Origin of the sequence: Erythrobacter sanguineus, assembly GCF_900143235.1 — a bacterium.
Lineage (GTDB): Bacteria > Pseudomonadota > Alphaproteobacteria > Sphingomonadales > Sphingomonadaceae > Erythrobacter > Erythrobacter sanguineus.
This window is the reverse complement of sequence record NZ_FRDF01000001.1, coordinates 25,619-46,134: the sequence shown is the minus strand read 5'-3', so window position 1 is coordinate 46,134 and position 20,516 is coordinate 25,619. Positions and strand designations below refer to the sequence as shown.

General features: G+C 65.3%; 16 protein-coding genes, 1 tRNA gene and 1 riboswitch. All 17 genes read right to left on the bottom strand.

Annotated features, from left to right (window positions below):
* Positions 1 to 3: 3 nt before the first annotated feature.
* The 17 genes from BUA05_RS00220 to mraY all read right to left on the bottom strand — a co-directional run bounded on the left by BUA05_RS00220 (position 4) and on the right by mraY (position 20,507).
* Entirely contained in the window at positions 4 to 1,914 is a 1,911-nt protein-coding gene (locus tag BUA05_RS00220; RefSeq protein ID WP_425429496.1) for a TonB-dependent receptor plug domain-containing protein, read from the bottom strand.
* Positions 1,915 to 2,029: 115 nt separating this feature from the next.
* A riboswitch (cobalamin riboswitch) is annotated at positions 2,030 to 2,219 on the bottom strand.
* Between the two features lie 272 nt (positions 2,220 to 2,491).
* Positions 2,492 to 2,567, bottom strand: a tRNA-Ala gene (locus tag BUA05_RS00215).
* A 120-nt stretch (positions 2,568 to 2,687) separates the two neighbouring features.
* Entirely contained in the window at positions 2,688 to 3,659 is a 972-nt protein-coding gene (locus BUA05_RS00210; RefSeq protein WP_084662380.1) for a hypothetical protein, read from the bottom strand.
* Between the two features lie 209 nt (positions 3,660 to 3,868).
* Positions 3,869 to 4,606 (bottom strand): Bax inhibitor-1/YccA family protein, encoded by a 738-nt coding sequence (locus BUA05_RS00205; RefSeq protein WP_072672659.1) that lies wholly within the window; start codon positions 4,604 to 4,606, stop codon positions 3,869 to 3,871.
* Positions 4,607 to 4,760: 154 nt separating this feature from the next.
* Positions 4,761 to 5,564: a pyrroline-5-carboxylate reductase family protein gene (locus tag BUA05_RS00200; protein WP_072672658.1), complete on the bottom strand. Its 804-nt coding sequence runs from the start codon at positions 5,562 to 5,564 to the stop codon at positions 4,761 to 4,763.
* Positions 5,565 to 5,705: 141 nt separating this feature from the next.
* A complete protein-coding gene (locus BUA05_RS00195; RefSeq protein WP_072672657.1) occupies positions 5,706 to 6,212 on the bottom strand; it encodes a type III secretion system chaperone family protein in 507 nt (168 codons plus the stop codon).
* A gap of 180 nt (positions 6,213 to 6,392) precedes the next feature.
* Entirely contained in the window at positions 6,393 to 7,865 is a 1,473-nt protein-coding gene (locus BUA05_RS00190) for an SPOR domain-containing protein (RefSeq protein WP_245790027.1), read from the bottom strand.
* A 110-nt stretch (positions 7,866 to 7,975) separates the two neighbouring features.
* Positions 7,976 to 9,760, bottom strand: coding sequence for a cell division protein FtsZ (gene ftsZ / locus BUA05_RS00185; RefSeq protein ID WP_072672656.1), 1,785 nt, complete (start codon positions 9,758 to 9,760; stop codon positions 7,976 to 7,978).
* Between the two features lie 124 nt (positions 9,761 to 9,884).
* The gene (gene ftsA, locus BUA05_RS00180) at positions 9,885 to 11,207 is read right to left on the bottom strand and encodes a cell division protein FtsA (RefSeq protein WP_072672655.1); all 1,323 of its coding nucleotides are present in this window, start codon (positions 11,205 to 11,207) and stop codon (positions 9,885 to 9,887) included.
* Entirely contained in the window at positions 11,207 to 12,130 is a 924-nt protein-coding gene (locus tag BUA05_RS00175) for a cell division protein FtsQ/DivIB (protein WP_072672654.1), read from the bottom strand. Before BUA05_RS00175 ends, ftsA begins: the two co-directional genes overlap by 1 nt.
* On the bottom strand, positions 12,108 to 13,103 hold the full coding sequence (locus tag BUA05_RS00170) for a D-alanine--D-alanine ligase (RefSeq protein ID WP_072672653.1): 996 nt from the start codon (positions 13,101 to 13,103) through the stop codon (positions 12,108 to 12,110). The genes BUA05_RS00175 and BUA05_RS00170 overlap by 23 nt, the downstream gene beginning before the upstream one ends.
* A 102-nt stretch (positions 13,104 to 13,205) precedes the next feature.
* The gene (gene murB, locus BUA05_RS00165) at positions 13,206 to 14,171 is read right to left on the bottom strand and encodes a UDP-N-acetylmuramate dehydrogenase (RefSeq protein WP_084662378.1); all 966 of its coding nucleotides are present in this window, start codon (positions 14,169 to 14,171) and stop codon (positions 13,206 to 13,208) included.
* 5 nt (positions 14,172 to 14,176) lie between these two features.
* Positions 14,177 to 15,607, bottom strand: a complete 1,431-nt coding sequence (murC, locus tag BUA05_RS00160; protein WP_072672652.1) for a UDP-N-acetylmuramate--L-alanine ligase — start codon at positions 15,605 to 15,607, stop codon at positions 14,177 to 14,179.
* Entirely contained in the window at positions 15,604 to 16,842 is a 1,239-nt protein-coding gene (murG, locus tag BUA05_RS00155; protein ID WP_072672651.1) for an undecaprenyldiphospho-muramoylpentapeptide beta-N-acetylglucosaminyltransferase, read from the bottom strand. The genes murC and murG overlap by 4 nt, the downstream gene beginning before the upstream one ends.
* Positions 16,839 to 18,065 carry an FtsW/RodA/SpoVE family cell cycle protein gene (locus BUA05_RS00150; protein ID WP_072672650.1) on the bottom strand — a complete coding sequence of 409 codons (1,227 nt, stop codon included), beginning with the start codon at positions 18,063 to 18,065 and terminating at the stop codon, positions 16,839 to 16,841. Before BUA05_RS00150 ends, murG begins: the two co-directional genes overlap by 4 nt.
* A complete protein-coding gene (gene murD / locus BUA05_RS00145) occupies positions 18,062 to 19,426 on the bottom strand; it encodes a UDP-N-acetylmuramoyl-L-alanine--D-glutamate ligase (RefSeq protein WP_072672649.1) in 1,365 nt (454 codons plus the stop codon). The genes BUA05_RS00150 and murD overlap by 4 nt, the downstream gene beginning before the upstream one ends.
* Positions 19,427 to 19,436: 10 nt before the next feature.
* Positions 19,437 to 20,507, bottom strand: coding sequence for a phospho-N-acetylmuramoyl-pentapeptide-transferase (gene mraY, locus BUA05_RS00140; protein WP_072672648.1), 1,071 nt, complete (start codon positions 20,505 to 20,507; stop codon positions 19,437 to 19,439).
* Positions 20,508 to 20,516 lie beyond the last annotated feature (9 nt).

Sequence of the window (20,516 nt, the reverse complement as noted above, 5' to 3'; positions counted from 1 at the left end):
CCCTCAGAACCGCGCCTCGACACCCACAACCGCGCTGCGGCCGGGGGAGACAAAGCTGAACACCTGCTCGTATTCCTTGCCCAGCAGGTTCTCGACCCGGGCGAAGGCGCTGATCCCCTCGGCCAGCCTTGCGCGGGCATTGAGGTTGACCAGCGTGTAGTCGTTCAACTGCACCCTGACCGGCACGAAGCTGGGATCGGTGAAGGCATCGTCCAGCGCTGCGCCATTATGACGCACCACCAGCGTCGCCGAGGCCGCATCGTCCGGCGCCGACCACGTCAGCGCCATGCTGGCGATATGTTCGGGGCGGCGCACTTCCTCGCGGTCGTCTTCCTCGGCATCGAGGTAGGAATAGGCCGCATCAAGGCTCCACTGTGGGCCGATCCGGGCCGCCAGCGACACTTCGATCCCGCGCTGCTGGCTGGTCGTGGCGCGGTTGCCCGGAGTGGCGATGAAAGCAGGCGGCGGGAAGGCGGTGAAGATCTCGCCCTCCAGTTCGCTGTCGAACCAGGTGACGGAAAGACGCGCGGCGTCGCCGATGTCCTGATCGATACCCACTTCCCAGCCTGTGGACTTCTCCGGCCGCAACGCGTCATTGCCGATGAAGCGGCCATCGACAAAGCCGAACAGTTCGAAAAAGCCGGGGTTCTTGACGCCCGATCCCGCCGCAGCGCGCAGCCGGGTGGTGTCGGTAACGCGGTAACCAGCACCAAACCGGAAGGTGGTGGCATCGGCAAAGCGATCATTGATATCGTGGCGCAGCGCCGCCGACAGGTCGAAAACTTCGCCGGAATAGCGATATTCCCCGACGAAGCCGACCTGCTCGATCTCCCGCCGTCCGGTAAAGGCAAAGCCGCCCGGCGTGGTGTTGCGGAAGCCCTCCTGCTCGTAATCGGTGGCAAAGGTCAGGTTGTGCGCATCAGCGAGGCGGAAAGCGGTGACGTAGGAGGCCTTGATCCGGTTCCCCTCGCTGCTGTTCGAAGGGCCAAAAGCGCCGAAGGTGTCGCGGGTGATATCGGCAACCTGTGCTGAAAGATCATGCGTCCAGCGTCCTTCCAGCGTCTCCGCCCGGACGCCAATCAGCGCATAGGCCGCGTCGTTGACGAAGCGCGAGCCGGGGCTGTCGATCACGAAGCCGAAGGTGGGATTGGCGGCGTTGAAATCCTGATCGTTGAACTGCCCCTCGGTGCGGATGAAGCGGGCGGCGGCGCGCAGGGTAAGACCATCTGCCACCTCGATATTGCCCTTGCCCGAAAGGGTGTAGCTGTCGCGGCCAATGTCGCGCACGCCGCCGCGCGCATTGGGCTGGCCGTCTGTGCTGACGGCGACGGCAGAAAGCGCCGCGTCCCACGTGTCACCCGCCGCGCCATAACGCAGTGCGCCGTTGATGGTGCCTTGCGTGCCGCCCTCGATCCGCGCGGCAAAGCCGGGAACGCTGCGCCCGCTGGCGCTTTCATAGACGATCACACCGCCGATTGCATCGGGGCCGTAAAGCGCCGATTGCGGCCCCCGCAGCACTTCCACCCGCGCGCCGACCTCGGCCTGCAGCGTGCCGATGTCGAACTCGCCCGCAAACGGATCGGACACCTCGATCCCGTCGACCAGCACCAGCACGTGATTGGCCTCGCTCCCGCGCAGGCGGATCTGGGTTTGCCCGGCTACGCCTGCCACCGCCACGCCGGGGACATCGCGCAATACATCGGCGATGTCGCGGGTCTGGCGCTGTTCGAGCTGTTCGGCGGTGATGACCAGCGCCGATCCGGTATAATCGGCCAGCCTGATCGAAGGCGCACGGCTGGCGGCGACCAGGATCCCGTTCTCGTTCTCGGGCGCACGGCTATCCTCGGCATGGGCCTGCGCGTGCGCCATCAGCGCCGCACCCGCGACGCTGTACCACAATGTCAAATTTCTCACGGATTCCTCTCGTCATCAGCAACATGATGGCCGCGTGGGAAATGTCCCCCACAGCCCAGCGATGTCGCTCACAACGAAAGTCTGTTTCCGCGCCTGACCAATCCCTGAGCCAAGCAAAGAGCGACACGCCCCGGTCGGTCTCCTGGCTCACGGATCAGCGCATGTGGTGCTCACCTTCCCAGAGCGTCGCCGCCCCAGTGGCTGCCCCCTTTGGAGGGGCGCACACCGCATACTCACCGCTTACAGTTGCAGGGACAGCTGCGGAATCAAACCGCATTCCCGTTACCTTGGCGCGTTTTGTGGTTAGGCGCTCGCGTCGGCGAGCGCAATATCGCGGATTTTTTGTTTTCGCCATCAGACGCCGGGCGCAGCGCGTCCGCGCTGCTTGGCTTTCGCGCCATAAGGCGGGGCGGCCAGTCGGCCTTGCGACCCTGCGGGCCGAACATCTTTTCTCACGTCTCGCGCTGTAACGGCCCGCAGGGCCGCAAGCGCGACCGCGCGTCGCCGCTTATTCGGCGAAGCCAAGCGGGCCGGATGGCCCGCGCATGGCGTCTGAAGGCGAAAACAAGAAAACGTCTGGTGGAGCCGAGGGGGATCGAACCCCTGACCTCGTCATTGCGAACGACGCGCTCTCCCATCTGAGCTACGGCCCCGTTCCAGGTTGGCCCGCACCGCGCGCCGACCGAACGAGGCCGCGCATTAGCGAGAAGCGCGAACCCGTGCAACGGGGATTTTGCGCGCGCGGCACGCTCGCCCCGCCCGCACCTTTTGGCCTATTGTTGCCCCGGTTCGGGGTCGGGCTGTTCGGCAAGCGGCTGCAACACCGGCTGCGAGGTCACGTTCTCGTTCACCGGGATCACCGGCACGGCCACGCCCGTTTCGGGGTCGATGACGGTCTGCACATCACTCCCCTGCGCGGCCATATCCATCACGCTGGGCACCGGCATGCCGCTGGCGCGGGCCTGCTGCACCACCACCCAGCCGGGCTGCGAGGAACCGTACATCGTGCCCCATTTGGCGTCCCATTCGGCCGAGGCCTGCTGATAGGCTTCGTATTCGTCGAAGAAGGTCTCGAACGGCATAAGCAACCCGTCGAAACTGGTCCTTGCGAAGCTCAGCGGATCGGCCGGCGGCGCGGCCAGTGAACGGTTCGACATGTCGAGCGCGGCGCGGCAGAACCCGGCGCGCGCAGCGGGCAGCGCAAAGAAATTATAGACCTGCGTGGTCAACGCGTCGCGCGCGACGATGGCCTCGCGCCGGGTTTTGAAGCGGCGCGAATATTCGCGCTCGATGCGATCATTGACCGCATTCAAAGGCCGCACATTATTGGTCAGGAAGGCACGATAGCCATCCAGGATCGGCTCGTATTCCGGCGCAAGACAATTGAGCGCGGCAACATTCCAAGCCGAGCGCAGGTGCCACACCAGATGATCATCGCTGAGGCCGGTATTGACAGTCAGGCGCCGTCCGTCTGGCCCGCGTTCGGGCACTTGCATGACATAATGCGCCCCGCCCGGAGGCAGCGGCCGATAGGGGACGGCTTCGACCACGGGCGGCGGCGGCGGCGGAGGGGGCGGCGGAGGGGGCGGCGGAGGTGTTGCGCAGGCCGCAAGCAGCGCCGATCCCATCGCAACCGCAGTGATCGTCAGGCCAAAAGGCGTGCGCCGCATCGTCAGGTCATCGGGTATGCCATCGGGCGCAATGACCGCGGAAGATGATGATTGTTGCGGTGGTGCCACGCTCATGATGGTGTCAATCTCTCCTGCTAGGGATATCTGTTGGCTGAAGCGGTTCGGCATAGCCCCCACCGGATTGCTCCAGCCTGAAGCCTGCTCGATAGCTGTGTCGGATGACAAAGCAAATGCCCGGAGCCTGTGGATAGGCCCCGGGCATCCGACATTTCAACACCTGCGTAAGGCCGATGGCCTTGCGGCAGCGCGATGACCCGCGCCGCTTACTCCCGGTTTCCGAGGAACTGGAGCAGGAACATGAACATGTTGATGAAGTCGAGATACAGGCTCAGCGCGCCCATGATTACGGCCTTGCCCATGAACTCGGTCCCGCGCAGTTGGTCATACTGCATCTTCAGCCGCTGCGTGTCATAGGCGGTCAGGCCGGCAAAGATCAGCACGCCGAGGCCGCTGATTACGAAGGCCATCGCGCCCGACTGCAAGAACAGGTTGACCACACTGGCGATGATCAGGCCGATCACCCCCATGATCAGGAAGCTGCCCATGCCCGACAGGTCCTTCTTGGTGGTGTAGCCCCACAGGCTCAGCCCGGCAAAGGCGCCCGCTGTCGCGAAGAAGGTCACCGCAATCGATTCGCCCGTGTAAACGAGGAAGATCGTGGACAGCGACAGGCCCATAACGATGGCATAGGCCCAGAAAAGGATGTTCAGCGTGGACTGGCTCATCTTGTGCAAGCCAAAGCTCATCGCCAACACGAAGCCGAGCGGCGCGAGCATCACCAGCCAGATCAGCGGGCTGCCTGCCATCGCCGCAGCAAAACCGCTGCTGGCAGCAACCAGCGCGACGATCCCGGTCAGCAACACCGCCGAAGCCATGTAATTGTAGATCGAGAGCATGTACTTGCGCAGGCCCTCGTCATAACGGCCGGCGACATCGCCCCCGGCGCGCGGCACGGAGCCGAAGCGCTGCGCATTGCGCGAAGTGTCTTTCCAGTCAGCCATTGTGAAACCCTTAGTCTCAAGAAAGGAACGCGAAACGCCGCGTTCTCCATGGATGGGAATATCGGGCTTTCGGACGAGCTTTTCAAGCGAAACCGGATTGCAAAGCGCGCATCCCGTTAAGTTTTTATCACGTTAAGATTAACGCGCGTTCAGATTAGGCGCCTTTTGCCAGTTCCGCACCCTTGTCACGCGTGGCGCGCAGGGTTTCCACCAGCAGGCGGTGGAGCGCTGCGCCCTCGTCAAGCACGTTCAATCCTTCGCGGGTCATGCCGCCGGGGCTGGCCACGCGATCGGCCAGATCGCCGGGGCCCGCGTCCGATGCCGCCGCCAGCGACGAAGCACCATCGACCGTGGCAAGCGCCAGCTGTTCGGCGGCCGCGCGATCCAGCCCGAGTTCGGTCGCAGCTCCCGCCAGCGCGTCGATGAAGCGATAGACAAAGCCCGGCCCCGATCCGGCCAGCGCGGTGACAAGATCGAAGCGCGCCTCGTCATCGAGCCAGATCGCGGTACCGAGAATGTCGTAAAGCGTCAGACAATCATTGCGCGCGCCTTCATCAAGCCCGGCCTCTTGCAGGATCACCGGCGATTTGTTGATGCGCGCGGCAAGATTGGGCATCACCCGCACATGGCCTCTGGCTTGCGGAAATGCAGCGGCAAGCTGCGCGCAGGTAATGCCGGCCAGCAGCGAACACACCGTCACGCTCTCTCCCGTCAGCCCCTGAAGACCGGGTGCAAGGCTGCGCAACTGCTGCGGTTTGAAGCCCAGCATCACCGCATCATGCGCACCCGCCGCCTCGGCCTCGGCGGCCTCGCGGTAGAGAATGACCCCCGCCGGTGCTTCAGGCAATGCAGGATCGAGAATGGCGAAGCGCGCCGGATCCTCGCCCGCTGCCAGCCATCCGGCGAGCATCGCTCCGCCCATATTGCCGCAACCGATAATGAGAAGCTGATTGATCATGAAAATCCACCCGTCCGGGCTGAGCCTGTCGCAGCCCCGTCCTCACTTGCGACCTGCGGAAACAGAAAAGGGCAGCCCGGCGATTGCACCGCCTGCGCGGCACCCGGGTGGACGGGATAGCAGATGTTGGGCCTTAGCCTTTCAGGCCTCGCCCGCCGCGTCAACCATCGCCGCTTCCAGCGCGGCGCGCGGGGTCTTGTCACCCCACAGCACGAACTGGAAGGCCGGGTAGAAGCGGTCGCATTCGTCGATCGCGCATTCGACCAGTGCCTGCGCCATGTCGAGCGAGAGCCGCCCGTCCTCGCCCAGCAGCGCGCCGTGGCGGTAAAGCAGCACATCGCCATTCGACCAGATGTCGAAATGGCCGAGCCACATCTGTTCGTTGACAAGACACAGCAGTTCATAGGCCGCGCCGCGCTTGTCCTCGGTCACGCGGATATCGGGCAGGCACAGGAATTGCAGCACCCGGTCCTCGGCCCGCCAGATCGCGCGCAGCTGGTAATTGGCCCAACTGCCCTGAACCTCGCCGCTCATTTCGTCGTCCGAGACCATCTCGCACGGCCAGCCGCGCGCCTCGAACAGAGCCGCGAGCATCTCTACCGGTGCGGCATCGTCCTCGGCGGAATAATCCATCGGGCGCGGCTTCATCGACCGGGAGCCCGGCAGAGGAGCCGGAGGACGAAGCGGGGGGGCAGGGATGCAATCATCGGCGGCACGAATGGACGCCCAAGGGGCGGCTTGGCAATGCAAGGCAAAAGGGCAATTGGGGAGAACCTGCCTTGCTTGTTCAAAGCCTGTGCAAAGAAAGTGGTGGAGAGCCGCGAGAAATTATTTAACAATCTGTATTTCTTCACCTTCCGGGCTAACATAAAGGAAGGTATCGACCCCCTTGCCCTTCAGCTCGCGGACCATTGCCTGGGCCTTCTCCCGGCTGTCTACCGGCCCTGCCAACAGGCGATGCGCTTCGCCCCAGGGGGTGGTGTGGGGCTTGAACCGGGTCAGCAGATCGCCGCCGCTGCGCGACAGGCGGCGCCAATCGAAGCCTAGCGCGTCAACCTTCCTGCCGGTCGCCACTTGCACCCACACGCGGCTGGGATGCACCGGTTTCGCAGGCTCCTTCGGCTTGGGAGGTGGCGGCGGTGCCTCGCGCTTGATGGCGATTCGCGACAGGTCGACCGCATCCGCGCCGATCCGTGGACCGGGCAAGGCATCATCGCCCAGATCGGCGAAGGCATCGGCGACACGCAGCGGCGCGGACACGGGCTGCGATGGGACAGGAACGGGCGGAGGCGGCGGCGCAGCGGTAACCGTGGCCACGACCGGCAGCGGGACCGGGGCAGGCATCACGGCAGGCGTGGAAGCAGGCACCGATGCGGGAACGGGAGCAGGCGTGGGAGTGGGAGTGAGTGTGGGCGCGGGTGCTGGATTGTCGTTCCTGCCCAGCGGTTCGCCGGCAGGCTCAAGCCGGCGGTCAACCTTTGATTCGGCGGCAAGGCGCGCGAGTCGCGGATCGTCACGCCCGATATCGGCGGCACGCGGAAATATCCCGAGATTGGCCGCCGCTGCCTGCTGCGCCGGCGTGAGGCGCGGCATATAGGCCAGATAGGGCGTGATCCGGCTCGACAGGTCGCGCGGCATCACCTGATCAGTGATCGCCGCAGCGCGTTCCTGATCGCCAAGAATCGCCAGACCGAAAGCGCGCGCGCGAAACGCGGCCACGTCGCGCTTGTCCAGCAGCGGGCGCAAGGCCTCTTCAAAGCGCACCCGATTGCCCGAAATCGCATGGCTTACCGCAAGCCTGCGACGCGCCTCCTCATTGCCGGGATCGAGTTCCATCACGCGGGCATAGGCGGCCTGGGCCGCCGGCTGATCGCCGACCAGATCGAAGGCGAGCGCCTGATCGGACAGCACCTCACGATCGGGAACGCCTGCTGCACGCGCCCGGTCGAACTGCGGAATGGCTTCAGCCGGACGGCCCGAGCGCAAATAGACCGTGCCAAGTCCGAGCGCGACCCGCGGATGACCCGGTTCGATATCTGCCGCCCGCCCGAAGAAACCGACCGCCGCTTCCAGATCATCGACGCCCATCGCAGCGGTGCCGGCCTCGACCAGTGCATCGAGTTCGCGCGGCGTCCGGGCCAGCGCCACCAGCGCGCGGTTCAACCGCTGGACTTCCTCGCTCGGCAACGGCTGCACGACCTCGCGTGAGACCATTTCCTGCGCGGCGGCCGGGAACGGGACGAATGCGGTCGCAGCGCAGGCGGCGAACAAGGACGACAGGGCAAGACGGGCGCGCTTCACATCGCGTGACCTAGCGCGCCACAGCGGCATTGCCAGAGGCGCACGGTCCAGAGCGCGGCGAACAGCACCGCAAGCGCGCCGGGCCGCGACACGGACGAAACCGGACGGGTTTACTGGTTGCGGTTGCGATCGAGGAAGCGCGGGATGCTGAGCGCGGGGCTATCATCGCCCTCGCCATCATCGTCGTCCTCATCATCACTGCGCGCAGTGCTGCGCGAAAGATTGGCCATGCGCTCGAACAGGGTGCTGCCGCCGCCGGCCGCGCCGCCTGCGCCGCCGCCATCACCATCGGCTCCACCGCCAAGCAACGCCCGGCGACGATTCCCGCCGAGCCGCGCCTCGACCGGGCGATCGTCCGCAGCAAGCCTGTCGGCGCTGGCAAGCAGATCATCCTGCACCGGATCAGATTCGGGTGCAGGCTCAGGCTCAGGGGCACTGGCATCCTCGTAATCGGCATATTCGCTGGTCAGGTCGAGCGCGTCCTCGTCGTCGCCCTCCGCCGCTTCAGCATTTCCGAAACCGCCATCATCGGAGATGCGCAGCCCTGCCAGCGGATCGACGATCCCGTCGACGTCGTCCTCATATTCGTCGCCCATTTCGTCTCCGGCCTGCATGCCGGTAAGATCGAACGGCGCCGAAGCATCATACTCTTCCTCGTCCGCCTCATCACCGGCTTCGTCCGAGCCGTCCATCTCCGGTGGCGTAAGCGTGAAGCCGGCGGAACCTAGCGAAGCGAGGCCAAGCGACGGGGAATCGGACGCTTCAGCGCCGGGTTCGGGCGCCGGCTCGGCGAGTGGCGCGGCGTCCACCGCATCTTCAGGCGCAAGTTCGCTCAGGCCGTCATCTTCGGACAATTCCAGCACCGGACGCTTGGGCGCGCGCGACAAGCCGAGCGATGCAGACTGCGGACGCTCGGCTGCACCCACCGCGCTCTGATCGATGCCGGTGGCCACCACCGAAACGCGGATCTTGCCCTTGAGATCAGGGTTGAAGGCGCTGCCCCAGATGATGTTGGCGTCTTCGTCCACCAGTTCGCGGATGTGATTGGCGGCTTCGTCGACTTCGAGCAGGCGCATGTCCTCGCCGCCGATGATCGAGATGATCACGCCCTTGGCCCCCGCCATCGACACGCCATCAAGCAGCGGGTTGGCGATTGCCTGTTCGGCAGCATCAAGCGCGCGGTTCTCGCCCTCGCCCTCGCCGGTGCCCATCATGGCCTTGCCCATTTCGCTCATGACCGAGCGCACGTCGGCAAAGTCGAGATTGATCAGGCCCGGCATCACCATCAGATCGGTGATCGATCGCACGCCCTGCTGCAGCACTTCGTCGGCCAGCTGGAACGCTTCCTTGAAGGTGGTTTCGGCCTTGGCCACCAGGAACAGGTTCTGGTTGGGAATGACGATCAGCGTATCGACATGGTTCTGGAGTTCGGCGATCCCGGATTCGGCGGCACGCATGCGCCGCGTGCCTTCGAACAGGAACGGCTTGGTGACGACGCCGACGGTCAGAACGCCCATCCGGCGCGCGGCCTCGGCGATGACGGGCGCAGCGCCCGTGCCGGTGCCCCCGCCCATGCCGGCGGCGATGAAGCACATGTTGACGCCTTCAAGCGCCTTTTCGATGTCGGCCACGGTTTCTTCCGCCGCGCCCTTGCCCACTTCGGGTCGCGCCCCCGCGCCCAGCCCGCCGGTAATGTCCGGGCCAAGCTGGATGCGCTTTTCCGCTGGCGATGTGCTCAGCGCCTGCGCATCGGTGTTGGCGACGATGAATTCGACGCCCTCGATCTCGGCCTCGATCATGTTGGCGATCGCGTTGCCGCCCGCCCCGCCGACGCCGATCACGGTAATGCGCGGACGCAGGTCATCCGTGGCGGCAGGTCCGATATTGATGCTCATCAGCTTGTCCTCCAGCGCGGGATTTCAGGCTTTCAGCCCTTCTCCTGCCGTCTTCTTACCTCTGTGACATAATCATCGGCCACATTTTATAGGGCATGAGTCCTTATCCACAGGCCTTGCCCCGTCAGAAATTCTCCTTGAGCGCCCGGAACAGCCGCGTGGCAAGCGCCATCGCCCCGCCTTCGCGCGATGCGCTGCGATAACGCGCCGTCTGCCCGCCGCCAACGGCGCGGATATCAACCGGGTCTTCGGCCGCATAAAGGCACAGGCCCGCCAGCGTTGCAAAGCCGGGCGCGTGGTGTGCCTCGGGCATTCCGGGAAGCTGTGGCGGGCGGCCAAGCCGAACGGGTTGCCCCAGCGCGCCCTGCATGAAATCGGCCAGCCCGGCCAGCTCTGCGCCCCCTCCGGTCAGCACCACCTGACCGGCGCTGGAACCGGAAAAACCCATTTCCTTCAAAGCCTTGCCGATTTGTCCGGTAAGCACCGCGAGTTGCTGGGTCACCACCGAGACCAGTTCAGCCCGAACGATGCGGTTCTTGTCATCCGCCCCGCGCGCCAAGGGGCCGGTGGCGGCATCTTCGGGGGCATCATTGGGGCCATTGACCGGGATCAGCTCGCGGTGATCGGCCGGGCTGGCAATCGCCGAACCCGCCACGCATTTCAGCCGCTCGGCCTGCGAACGGCGGATCCCGAAACCGCTGGCGATTGCATCGGTGATGTCGGCCGAGCCCATCGGCACCGCCTGCAAGCCCAGCAGCATCCCGCCCGCGAAGACGGCGACATTGGTAACGTCGGCGCCGATTTCGACCAGCGCAACGCCCAGTTCGCGCTCTTCGAGCGTCAGGCAGGCATGGCCCGCTGCCAGCGGCGCTGCGACCACGCCCTCAACCGAAAGGTGCGCGTTCTGTACTGCCTCGGTCAGATTGCGCACCGGCGCGCCATCGGCCAGCATGACATGGATATCCACGCCCAGTCGTTCGGCATGGAGCCCGCGCGGATTGGCCACGCCATGCGCCCCGTCGAGCGTGTAATGCGCAGGCTGGGCGTGCAGCACGGTGCGCCCGTCGGGCTGGATCATGGCCTGCGCCTCGATCAGCAGCTGCTCGACATCCTCGTCCTCGATCCGCCGCCCGCCGATCTCGATGTCGACCGAGGCGACATTGCTGGCGAGGCCTGCCCCGGCGCAGGCGATCCAAACGCTGCGCACGCTGGTGTTCGCGCTCTTCTCAGCGCGTTCGACCGCGTCGCGGATGGCATGGCTCGCCGCGTCCATGTCGGTAACATAGCCGCGCTTGATCCCGGCGCTCTTGCGATGGCCGGACCCCAGCACCTCCAGCTCACCAGCCTCGGTCTCGCCCATGATCATCGCCGAGATGCGGAACGAGCCGATATTGACCGCGCCGAAGGTCCGCGCAAAGCGGCGGGGAGCGGCACCGCGCGAGGCCATTACAGCGCGCCTCCGGCCCTGGCCGCAGCCTTGGCCGCGGCACCGCCATCATCGGGCAGTCGCATGTAAAGCCGCGGGGGTGATCGCATGTCGAACGCCAGCACCTTGCCCCCCAGCAGCCGGTTCTGGCCGTCGAGCTGGGCGAACTTGACCAGCGCGGTCGCCGCCTCGATCTCGCCTTCGGGCAAGGCCAGCAATTGTGCGGTGCGGAAGGTCAGGTTCCAGCGGCGGTTGCCGACCCATTCGGCGCTTTCGACCTGCGGGCTCAGGGCCGGCGCGGCGGCGAGCAGCTTTTCAAGCTGCCGGGCCTGCTGGCCGGCACCCGGCCCGGCAAGCCGCAGCATCCCCTTGGCCTTGTCCGGGGCGACAGTTTCCAGCTCCTCCCCGCCGGCATCGATCAGCACCAGCCGATCGGGCTTTTCCAGCACGGCATGGGGCGTGCGCTCAACAATATCGATGGCCAGCGTGTGCGGCAGCTGGATCGAAACCCGCGCATCCTTGACCCAGGGCAAGGTCATCAGCTCGGCGCGCAGGGCGGTGACATCGACGTCGGGCATGGCCCGTTCGCGCTGCGAGAGGACGCGGGCATAGACCAGCCGTTCGTCCATGCGATTGGTGCCGGTGACGCGCACATTGCGCACTTCGAACCCGGCGTCGGCGGCAATCCGCGCGACCTGCGCTTCGGCCATGGCCGGCACGCCTGCAAGGCTGGCGATGATGAAGGCCAGCCCCACCGCCCCGCCGATGATGATGGCAAGCCAGATGCGGCTCCACTGTTCCTCGGTGAACGGGAGCAGGCCCATCAGCCAGTCAATGAAACCGCTGGCGCGCCCCTGCGCCTTGCGAGCGGTAACCGCGCGGCTCTGCGCCTTGGTGGCGCGGCGCACGCCGGTGGTGGAGCTACGCCTGATCTGCTGCGCCATGCGCGCCCCCTTTCGCCTGTTTGCCTGCGTGAACCCTGAGCGCCTCTGCCACCAGCATTTCGACCAGATCGGCATAGGCAATGCCGCAAGCCGCCGCCTGTTCGGGCACGAGACTGAGCGGGGTCATGCCTGGCTGGGTGTTGGTTTCCAGCACGAACAACCCGGCCTCGCCCGCTTCATCATCCCAGCGGAAGTCTGTGCGGCTGGTGCCGTGGCAGCCCAGCACCTGATGCGCCTTGACCGCATATTGTTCGCACAAGGCCGTAATTTCGGGCGGGAGCTTGGCCGGAAAGACGTGGAGCGTGCGGCCTTCGGTATATTTGTGCTCGTAATCGTAGAAACCGTTGTCGATCACCAGTTCAGTGACCCCGAGCGCGCGCGGGCCATCAGCGCCGTCGATTACGGCGGTGGTGAGTTCGCGGCCCCTGATGAAGGGTTCGGCCAGCAGTTCGGCAAATTCCTGCCACGGACCTTTGGCATCGGGGCTGATCGGGTTGCCGACATTGCCGTTCTCGGTGACGATGGCGACACCGACGGAAGAACCTTCGTTAACCGGCTTCAGCACATAGGGGCGCGGCAGGGGGTCGCGTTCGTAGAGTTCTGCGCGGGTCACAATCCGCCCACCGGGCATCGGGATACCGTGGGGCACCAGCGCCTGCTTGGTCAGTTGCTTGTCAATCGCGATCACCGAGGTGGCGAGGCCCGAATGGGTATAGGCCAGCCCCATCAGGTCGAGCATCCCCTGCACTGTCCCGTCCTCTCCCGGAACGCCGTGAAGCGCGTTGAACACGACATCGGGCTTGGCCTCATGCAGACGCAGCGCCACATCGCGGGTCATGTCGATCCGGGTGACGCGGTGGCCCTTGCTTTCCAGCGCATCGGCTACGCCTGTGCCGCTGGAAAGCGACACTGCGCGCTCATTCGCCCAGCCGCCCATCAGGACCGCGACGTGGAGGGCTTTGCGATCAGTCATTGAATTTTCCGTCTGTGCACCCCTGCGAAAGCAGGAATCCATTCCCCTGCGCTGCGATCCGGGCTCCTGCTAGCGCCGGAGCGCACGGAAGGTCGATAGGCATCACGGCCGCCCCACCCGCTGGATTTCCCATTCGAGGCTGACGCCGGTCGCGGCATAGACCTTGTCGCGCACCAGTTCGCCCAGCCCTTCGATATCGGCGCTGGTGGCGGTGCCAGTGTTGATCAGGAAATTGGTGTGTTTCTCGCTAACCTGCGCCCCGCCCAGTGTCAGCCCGCGGCAACCGGCGGCGTCCACCAATTCCCACGCCTTCTTGCCCTCAGGGTTCTTGAAGGTCGATCCGCCGGTCTTGGTGCGCAGCGGCTGGCTGACTTCGCGCGCGGCGGCGATGCGGTCCATTTCCGCGCCGATGTCCGCCGGATCACCGGGATGCCCCACGAAGCGTGCGGACACCACAATAGCCCCTTCGGGCAGGGCGGAATGGCGATAGCTGAATTCCAGTTCCGCCGCCGACAGCGTGACCAGCGCGCCTTCGGGCAGGATCACAGCGCAGTCGATCAGCACATCGGCCACCTCGCGCCCGTAAGCCCCGCCGTTCATCCGCACGAACCCGCCGACCGTGCCGGGAATGCCGCGCAGGAATTCCAGCCCCGCAATGCCATTGTCGCGCGCGACCGAGGCGACCAGAATGCCGCTCGCCCCGCCGCCGCAGGTGATTTCGTTCTCGCCGGTGATTGCGACGCCCGAAAATGCCTTGCCCAGCCGCACCACCACGCCCGGCACCCCGCCATCGCGCACGATCATGTTCGAGCCAAGGCCCAGCGCCATCACCGGGATTTCCCCGCCGAGCCGTTCAAGGAACGCCTTGAGGTCTTCCAGATCGGCCGGTTCGAACAGCCAGTCGGCCGGGCCGCCGGTCTTGAACCAGGTATAGGGCGCAAGCGGCGCCTTGCAGGTCAGTTTGCCGCGAATGCCTTCAAGCGGGATTGGCGCGGATACGGCCCCTTCGACCGCGCAGGTCGGGGCCGCGCCATCATCGAATGCGTAACCATCGCCGGGCTGATCCATGGCCTTCACGCCCCCCGTTGCCCGGCAATCGCCTGCCCAAGGCCGGCCGCCCAGCGGGTGATATCGCCCGCGCCGAGGCACACCACCATATCGCCCGCTTCCAGTTCGCTCGCCAGCACCTCTGCCAGCGCTTCGGCGCCCGCGATCTCGCGCGCTGCGCGGTGCCCGCGCGCCTTCATGCCCGCCACCAACGCAGCGTGATCAACGCCCGGCAGCGGATCTTCGCCCGCTGAATAGACCGGCGCGACATAGGCGATGTCGGCATCGTCAAAGCACGACTGGAAGGCATCCATCAGATCATTGAGGCGTGAATAGCGGTGCGGCTGGGCAACCGCGATCACCCTGCCCTGCGACCCGGCGACCGCCTCGCGCGCCGCTGAAAGCACGGCGCGGATTTCAACCGGGTGATGGGCGTAATCATCAATGATGGTTGCCTCACCCCCATCCAGCGCGACCGTGCCGACCTTGGTGAAGCGCCGCCGCACACCGCCAAAGCGCGCAAAGCCGGTGCGGATCACCGCATCGCTGCAACCCATCTCCACCGCCACGGCAATTGCCGCGAGCGCATTCTGGACATTGTGGCGCCCCGGCATCGGCAGGTGCACGCCTTCGATCCGGCGATCTTCAAGTCCCCGCTGGCGCACGATCACATCGAAGGTGTTGCCGCCTTCGCCGCTGCGGACGTTGACCCCGCAGATATCGGCCTGCAACGAGAAGCCGTAGGTCACCACCTTGCGATCACGCACCTGGCAGATCACGGCCTGCACTTCCGCGTGATCGATGCACAATATCGCCGCGCCGTAGAACGGGACGTTGTGGATGAATTCCACGAACGCTTTCTTCACCCCGTCGAAATCGCCGTAGTGATCGAGGTGTTCGGGATCAATATTGGTGACCACCGCGATGGTGCCGTCGAGCCTCAGGAAGCTGCCGTCGCTTTCGTCTGCTTCGACCACCATCCAGTCGGAATCGCCCAGCCGCGCGTTCGAGCCATATTGTTCGATGATCCCGCCATTGATGACGGTGGGATCAATCCCGCCGGCATCGAGCAGCGTCGCGATCATGCTGGTGGTGGTGGTCTTGCCATGGGTGCCTGCCACCGCGACGGTGGATTTGAGCCGCATCAGTTCGGCCAGCATCTCGGCCCGGCGCACCACGGGAATGCGGGCCTCCAAGGCGGCGGCGACTTCGGGATTGGTGCGGCGCACGGCGGTGGAGGTGACGACCACGGCGGTGCCTTCGACATTCTCGCGCGCGTGGCCGATATGCACCGTGATCCCGCGCGCGCGCAGGCGTTCGACGCTCGGACTTTCGGCGATGTCGGACCCTTGCACCGTGTAGCCGAGATTGCGCATCACCTCGGCAATGCCGGACATGCCGATCCCGCCGATGCCGACGAAGTGGATCGTGCCGATATCGGTGCCGACACCTTTCATGCGCCCACCTGATCCTCGGCAACCATGCCGCGGGCAGCCTTGCGGGTCGAGGTTTGCGGACGAGCAGCGGTCTGGGCGACGCGCGGGCTTGCCTCGCCCACGCGGATCACGTCCATCAGATCGATCCCGCTCATGCTCTCGACCAGATCGGCCAGATCCTTCGCCGCATCGGGCCGTCCGCAATTGAAGGCGCAATGCGCGGCATTGGCAAGGCTGCCCGGGTTCATCGCCATTGCCTGGATCTGCTTGGCGAGTTCCTTGGGCTGGAACGCGTCCTGCCGGATCATCCGCGCGCCGCCCGCCTTGACCATCTCGCGCGTGTTGACCGCCTGATGATCGTCGGTCGCAATCGGCAGCGGGATCAGGATTGCCGGACGGCCAACAGCGGTCAGTTCGGCAATGGTCGAAGCGCCTGCGCGCCCGATGAACAGGTGCGCGTCCGCCAGCCGTTCGTGCATGTCTTCAAAATAGGTGCCGAGTTCGGCCGGAATATCATGTTCGGCATAGCGCTGACGCACGGAATCCAGATCTTCGGCGCGGCATTGCTGGGTCACCTGCAACCGCTGGCGCAGTGCGGGCGGCAGCATGGCGAGACCATCCGGGACAACTTCCGACAACACCCGCGCGCCCTGACTGCCGCCGGTTACCAGCACGCGCAGCAGGCCTTCCTCGGTAAAGGCGGGGAAATCCTGTTCGCGCAGGGTCAGAACCTCGGGCCGCACGGGATTGCCGGTAAGATGCAGCTTGGCCGCGTGCCTGGGTTTCAGCCGGTCAACCTTGGCATAGGAGGTCGCAATCGCATCAACCCTTCCGCTGAGCAGCCGGTTGACCCGGCCCAGCACCGCGTTCTGTTCATGGATCACGCTGGGCAAGCCCGCAGATGTCGCCGCCAGCAACGCGGGCAACGCGGGATAGCCGCCAAAGCCGATGATGGCGCTGGGCTCGAACGCGTCGAACAGGCGCAGCGCCATGCGCCGCCCTTCCACGACGGCGGCCATCCCTTTGGGCCAGCCGAGCGGGTTCTTGCCGAACCGTCCGGCGGGCAGGACATGGGCGGTGAGAAAATCGGGCTTGCCCGGAATATTGGCGCCGCGATCATCTGTGATCAGCGCCACATGATGCCCGCGTGCATGCAGTTCTACCGCCAGCGCAAAGGCCGGGATCAGGTGACCGCCGGTGCCGCCTGCGGCCAGCACATAATGGCGCGAGGCGCCGGTGCGGGTCTCGCTGGTCATGGGCGTTCCTCCTTGCGTTCGATCAGGTCGCGCAATCCCCCCGCCTCGCGGGCGAGGAACGGATTACGCCGCGTGATCGCCAGCAATAGCCCAAGCGTGAAGCACACCGCCAGTGTCGATGATCCGCCATAGGAGATCAACGGCAAGGTCATCCCCTTGGACGGGAACAGCTTGAGGTTGACGAGGATGTTGATGAAGGCCTGCCCGCCGAACTGGGTGATTAGACCGACGCCCGCCAACAGCGCGAACAGATTGTCTTCGCCCACCATCCGCATCAAGGCGCGGATCACCACCGCGCCGTAAAGCACCACGATCAGCGCGCAGACCATCAGGCCGAATTCCTCACCGATGACCGAGAAGATGTAATCCGTGTGCGCCTCGGGCAGGTTCATCTTGCGGATGCCGAGCCACAGCCCGCTGCCAGTCCACCCGCCCGCAAGCAGGGTGCGCTGGGCGAGATCGACCTGATCGAAGGCGGTGCCGCCGCCCAGAAAGCTGTCGATCCGGTGGCGGGCATTGTCATAGAACATGTAAGCCAGCGCCAGCGCCGCGCCCCCCGCCGCCGCCAGCCCCGCGATGCGCTGCCACGCCATGCCCGCTAGCAACACCATCACCAGCCAGATCCCGCCGAACAGGATCGCATCGCCAAGGTTCGGCTGAAGCATCAACAACCCCGCCACCAACGCCATCAGGCCGGTGACCAAAGCAATCACCGGGAGGTTGGAATCGCGCAGCTTCCAGCTCAGCACCCAGGCGCAGATGATCGCGAAGCCAGGTTTCAGGAATTCGGACGGCTGCAACGACGTGCCGACATTGATCCAGCGCCGCGCGCCGTTCTTCTCCTCGCCGATGATCGGCACCACGAACAATAGCGCCAGCATGATCGCGCCCACCAGAATGCCCAGCCGCCGGGCAGAATCGCGCGACAGGAACGAAATCCCCACCATCACGGCAAGGCCCATCACCTGAAACACGATATGCCGCTTGAAGAACATGAATTCATCAAGCTGGACCTTGGTCGTGGAAAGCTGATCAGCGCTGGCGGGTGATGCGGCCGCGACAGCCAGCATCCCTATCGCCATCAGCAGCACGATCAGCCCCAACAACACCTTGTCGATCTCGCGCCACCAGATCCGCACGCTGTCCTGCCAGCGGCGCTGGATTGTCGCAGGCGGGAGATAGGTGCCCGAAGCAGCGCGCGCAGGGGTCCAGACCGAGCTCATGGCAGGATGCTCCGGCCAGTCACGTCAGTGTCACAGCCGGTCATTGCGCCGACCATCTGGCGGAAATGGGTGCCGCGCTTTTCGTAATCGCGGAACTGGTCGTAGCTGGCGCAGGCCGGTGAAAGCAGCACGATATCACCCGGGCGGGCCGCATCGCGCGCACGGCGCACCGCCTCGCTGATCAATTCGCAGCGTTCGGTGCGCACCTGCCCTTCGAGCAGATCGGCAAACATCGGACCGGCCTCGCCCACGGTATAGGCAGCCGCAACATTGCCGAGGTGATCCGCGCAGGCACCCAGGCCTTCCTCCTTGGGCAGCCCGCCGCAGATCCAGTGGATGCGCGCTGCGCCGTGATTGATTGCCGGATCAGGCGGAAAGGCGGCCAGCGCAGGGGCTGCAGAGGCGGTGTTGGTGGCCTTGCTGTCATTGATATAGATAACCCCGGCCGCCTCGCAGATGCGTTCCATCCGGTGCGGCAGACCGGGATAGCTCGCAAGCCCGCGTGCGATCTGATCATCGGAAAGCCCGAGTTGGCGGCAGATTGCCGCCGCAACCGCAGCATTCTGGGCATTATGCGGCCCGGCAAGCGAGGGCGATCGCCCATCGGCCAGCCCTGCCCCGGCGAGATCAGCAGTCCTTACCCGCGCCACAGGCCTGCCCTCGTCTTCCAGCCGCGCGGCGATGGTGCGGGTCGGCGCGTCCTCGTCGCAGATCAGCGCCAGCCCGTTTTGCTGCATCGCGAACAACCGCGTCTTGGCGGCGGCATAGGCATCAAAGCTGGCATAGCGATCAAGGTGGTCAGCGGTAATATTGGTCAGCGCCGCAATGTCGCAATCGAGCGTGAAGGTGAGATCGATCTGGAAGCTCGACAGTTCGAGCACATAAACGCCCCCTTCGGGCAAAGGCTCCTGCGCAAGGATCGGATCGCCGATATTGCCGCCCATCACGCTCGGCACGCCCGCAGTCTGGAGGATGTGATGCACCAGCGCGGTGGTGGTCGATTTCCCGTTGGTGCCGGTAATCCCGACCACCCGGTGCGCAGGCAGATCGGCGCGGGCCATGGCGAACAGCTCGATATCGCCGATCATCGGCAGGCCATATTGCCATGTGTGCGGTGCGATGGGATGGGTGTTGAGCGGCACGCCGGGGGAGACGACGACACCGGCAAATCCCGTCAGATCAAGCTCCAGTGGGTCGATCAGGCGGCACCGCCCTTCGAACGGCGCGCGCGCGACATCCTGCCGATCCCACGCGATCACTTCCGCCCCGCTTGCCAGCAGCGCCTCAGCCGCAGCCGCGCCCGAACGGGCCAGCCCCAGCACCGCAAAGAGTTTCCCGGCAAAGGCGGAGGAGGTAATCATCCGCTAAAGCCTACCTCAGCTTCAGCGTGGCAAGGCCGATCAGCGCCAGCACCATGGCGATGATCCAGAACCGGATCACGACCTTGCTCTCGCTCCAGCCGAGCTGTTCGAAATGGTGGTGGATCGGGGCCATGCGGAACACCCGCCTGCCCGTCCGCTTGAACCAGAACACCTGCACGATCACGCTGACCGCTTCCAGCACGAACAATCCACCGACAATCGCCAGCACGACTTCGTGATGGCTCGCGACCGCAATCGCACCCAGTGCACCGCCCAGCGCCAGCGACCCGGTATCGCCCATGAACACAGCGGCAGGCGGCGCGTTGAACCACAGGAAGGCCAGCCCTGCCCCCATGATCGCTCCGCAGAAGATCGCCAGTTCCCCCGCCCCGCGGACATGCGGAATGCCGAGATATTCGCTGAAATCCGCGCGCCCCACCAGATAGGCGATGATTGCAAACGTGCCCGCCGCAATGATCACCGGCATGATCGCAAGCCCATCAAGCCCGTCGGTCAGGTTCACCGCATTGCCCGCGCCCACGATCACGAAGGCGGCAAAGACATAATAGAACGGCCCCAGCGGGATGCTGACACCCGACAGGAAGGGGAGATAGAGATTGGTGTTGATCTGGCTGACGATCAGCCACGCGGCGATGCCCGCCACCACGAACTCCAGCGCGAGCCGCACCCGGCCCGGAACGCCTGCATGGCTGTTCTTCGAAACCTTGTCATAATCATCAAGGAAACCGATGAAACCAAATCCGATTGTCACCGCAAGGCAAGCCCAGACGAAGGGGCTCGACAGGTCCATCCACAACAGCAGCGACAGTGTCAGCGCGGTCAGGATCATCAACCCGCCCATGGTCGGCGTGCCGCGTTTGGCAAAGTGCGATTGCGGCCCGTCCTCGCGTATCGGCTGGCCCTTGCCCTGCCGCACGCGCAACAGGTTGATGAAGCGCGGCCCGATCAGAAGGCCGATGACGAGCGCCGTCATCAGCGTCGCGCCCGCACGGAAGGTCTGGTAGCGAACCAGATTGAGGGCGCCCTCGAAGCCCAGCCATTCGGCAAGCAGATAGAGCATTCAGTCGTT

Excerpts from the sequence above, each read along its gene's own strand:
- BUA05_RS00175 (WP_072672654.1), bottom strand. The coding sequence starts at position 12,130 with ATGGCGCAGCAGATCAGGCGTAGCTCCACCACCGGCGTGCGCCGCGCC.
- BUA05_RS00210 (WP_084662380.1), bottom strand. The coding sequence starts at position 3,659 with ATGAGCGTGGCACCACCGCAACAATCATCATCTTCCGCGGTCATTGCG.
- BUA05_RS00205 (WP_072672659.1), bottom strand. The coding sequence starts at position 4,606 with ATGGCTGACTGGAAAGACACTTCGCGCAATGCGCAGCGCTTCGGCTCC.
- murC (WP_072672652.1), bottom strand. The coding sequence starts at position 15,607 with ATGAAAGGTGTCGGCACCGATATCGGCACGATCCACTTCGTCGGCATC.
- BUA05_RS00150 (WP_072672650.1), bottom strand. The coding sequence starts at position 18,065 with ATGAGCTCGGTCTGGACCCCTGCGCGCGCTGCTTCGGGCACCTATCTC.
- murB (WP_084662378.1), bottom strand. The coding sequence starts at position 14,171 with ATGGATCAGCCCGGCGATGGTTACGCATTCGATGATGGCGCGGCCCCG.
- murD (WP_072672649.1), bottom strand. The coding sequence starts at position 19,426 with ATGATTACCTCCTCCGCCTTTGCCGGGAAACTCTTTGCGGTGCTGGGG.
- mraY (WP_072672648.1), bottom strand. The coding sequence starts at position 20,507 with ATGCTCTATCTGCTTGCCGAATGGCTGGGCTTCGAGGGCGCCCTCAAT.
- BUA05_RS00200 (WP_072672658.1), bottom strand. The coding sequence starts at position 5,564 with ATGATCAATCAGCTTCTCATTATCGGTTGCGGCAATATGGGCGGAGCG.
- murG (WP_072672651.1), bottom strand. The coding sequence starts at position 16,842 with ATGACCAGCGAGACCCGCACCGGCGCCTCGCGCCATTATGTGCTGGCC.
- BUA05_RS00195 (WP_072672657.1), bottom strand. The coding sequence starts at position 6,212 with ATGAAGCCGCGCCCGATGGATTATTCCGCCGAGGACGATGCCGCACCG.
- BUA05_RS00170 (WP_072672653.1), bottom strand. The coding sequence starts at position 13,103 with ATGACTGATCGCAAAGCCCTCCACGTCGCGGTCCTGATGGGCGGCTGG.
- ftsZ (WP_072672656.1), bottom strand. The coding sequence starts at position 9,760 with ATGAGCATCAATATCGGACCTGCCGCCACGGATGACCTGCGTCCGCGC.
- ftsA (WP_072672655.1), bottom strand. The coding sequence starts at position 11,207 with ATGGCCTCGCGCGGTGCCGCTCCCCGCCGCTTTGCGCGGACCTTCGGC.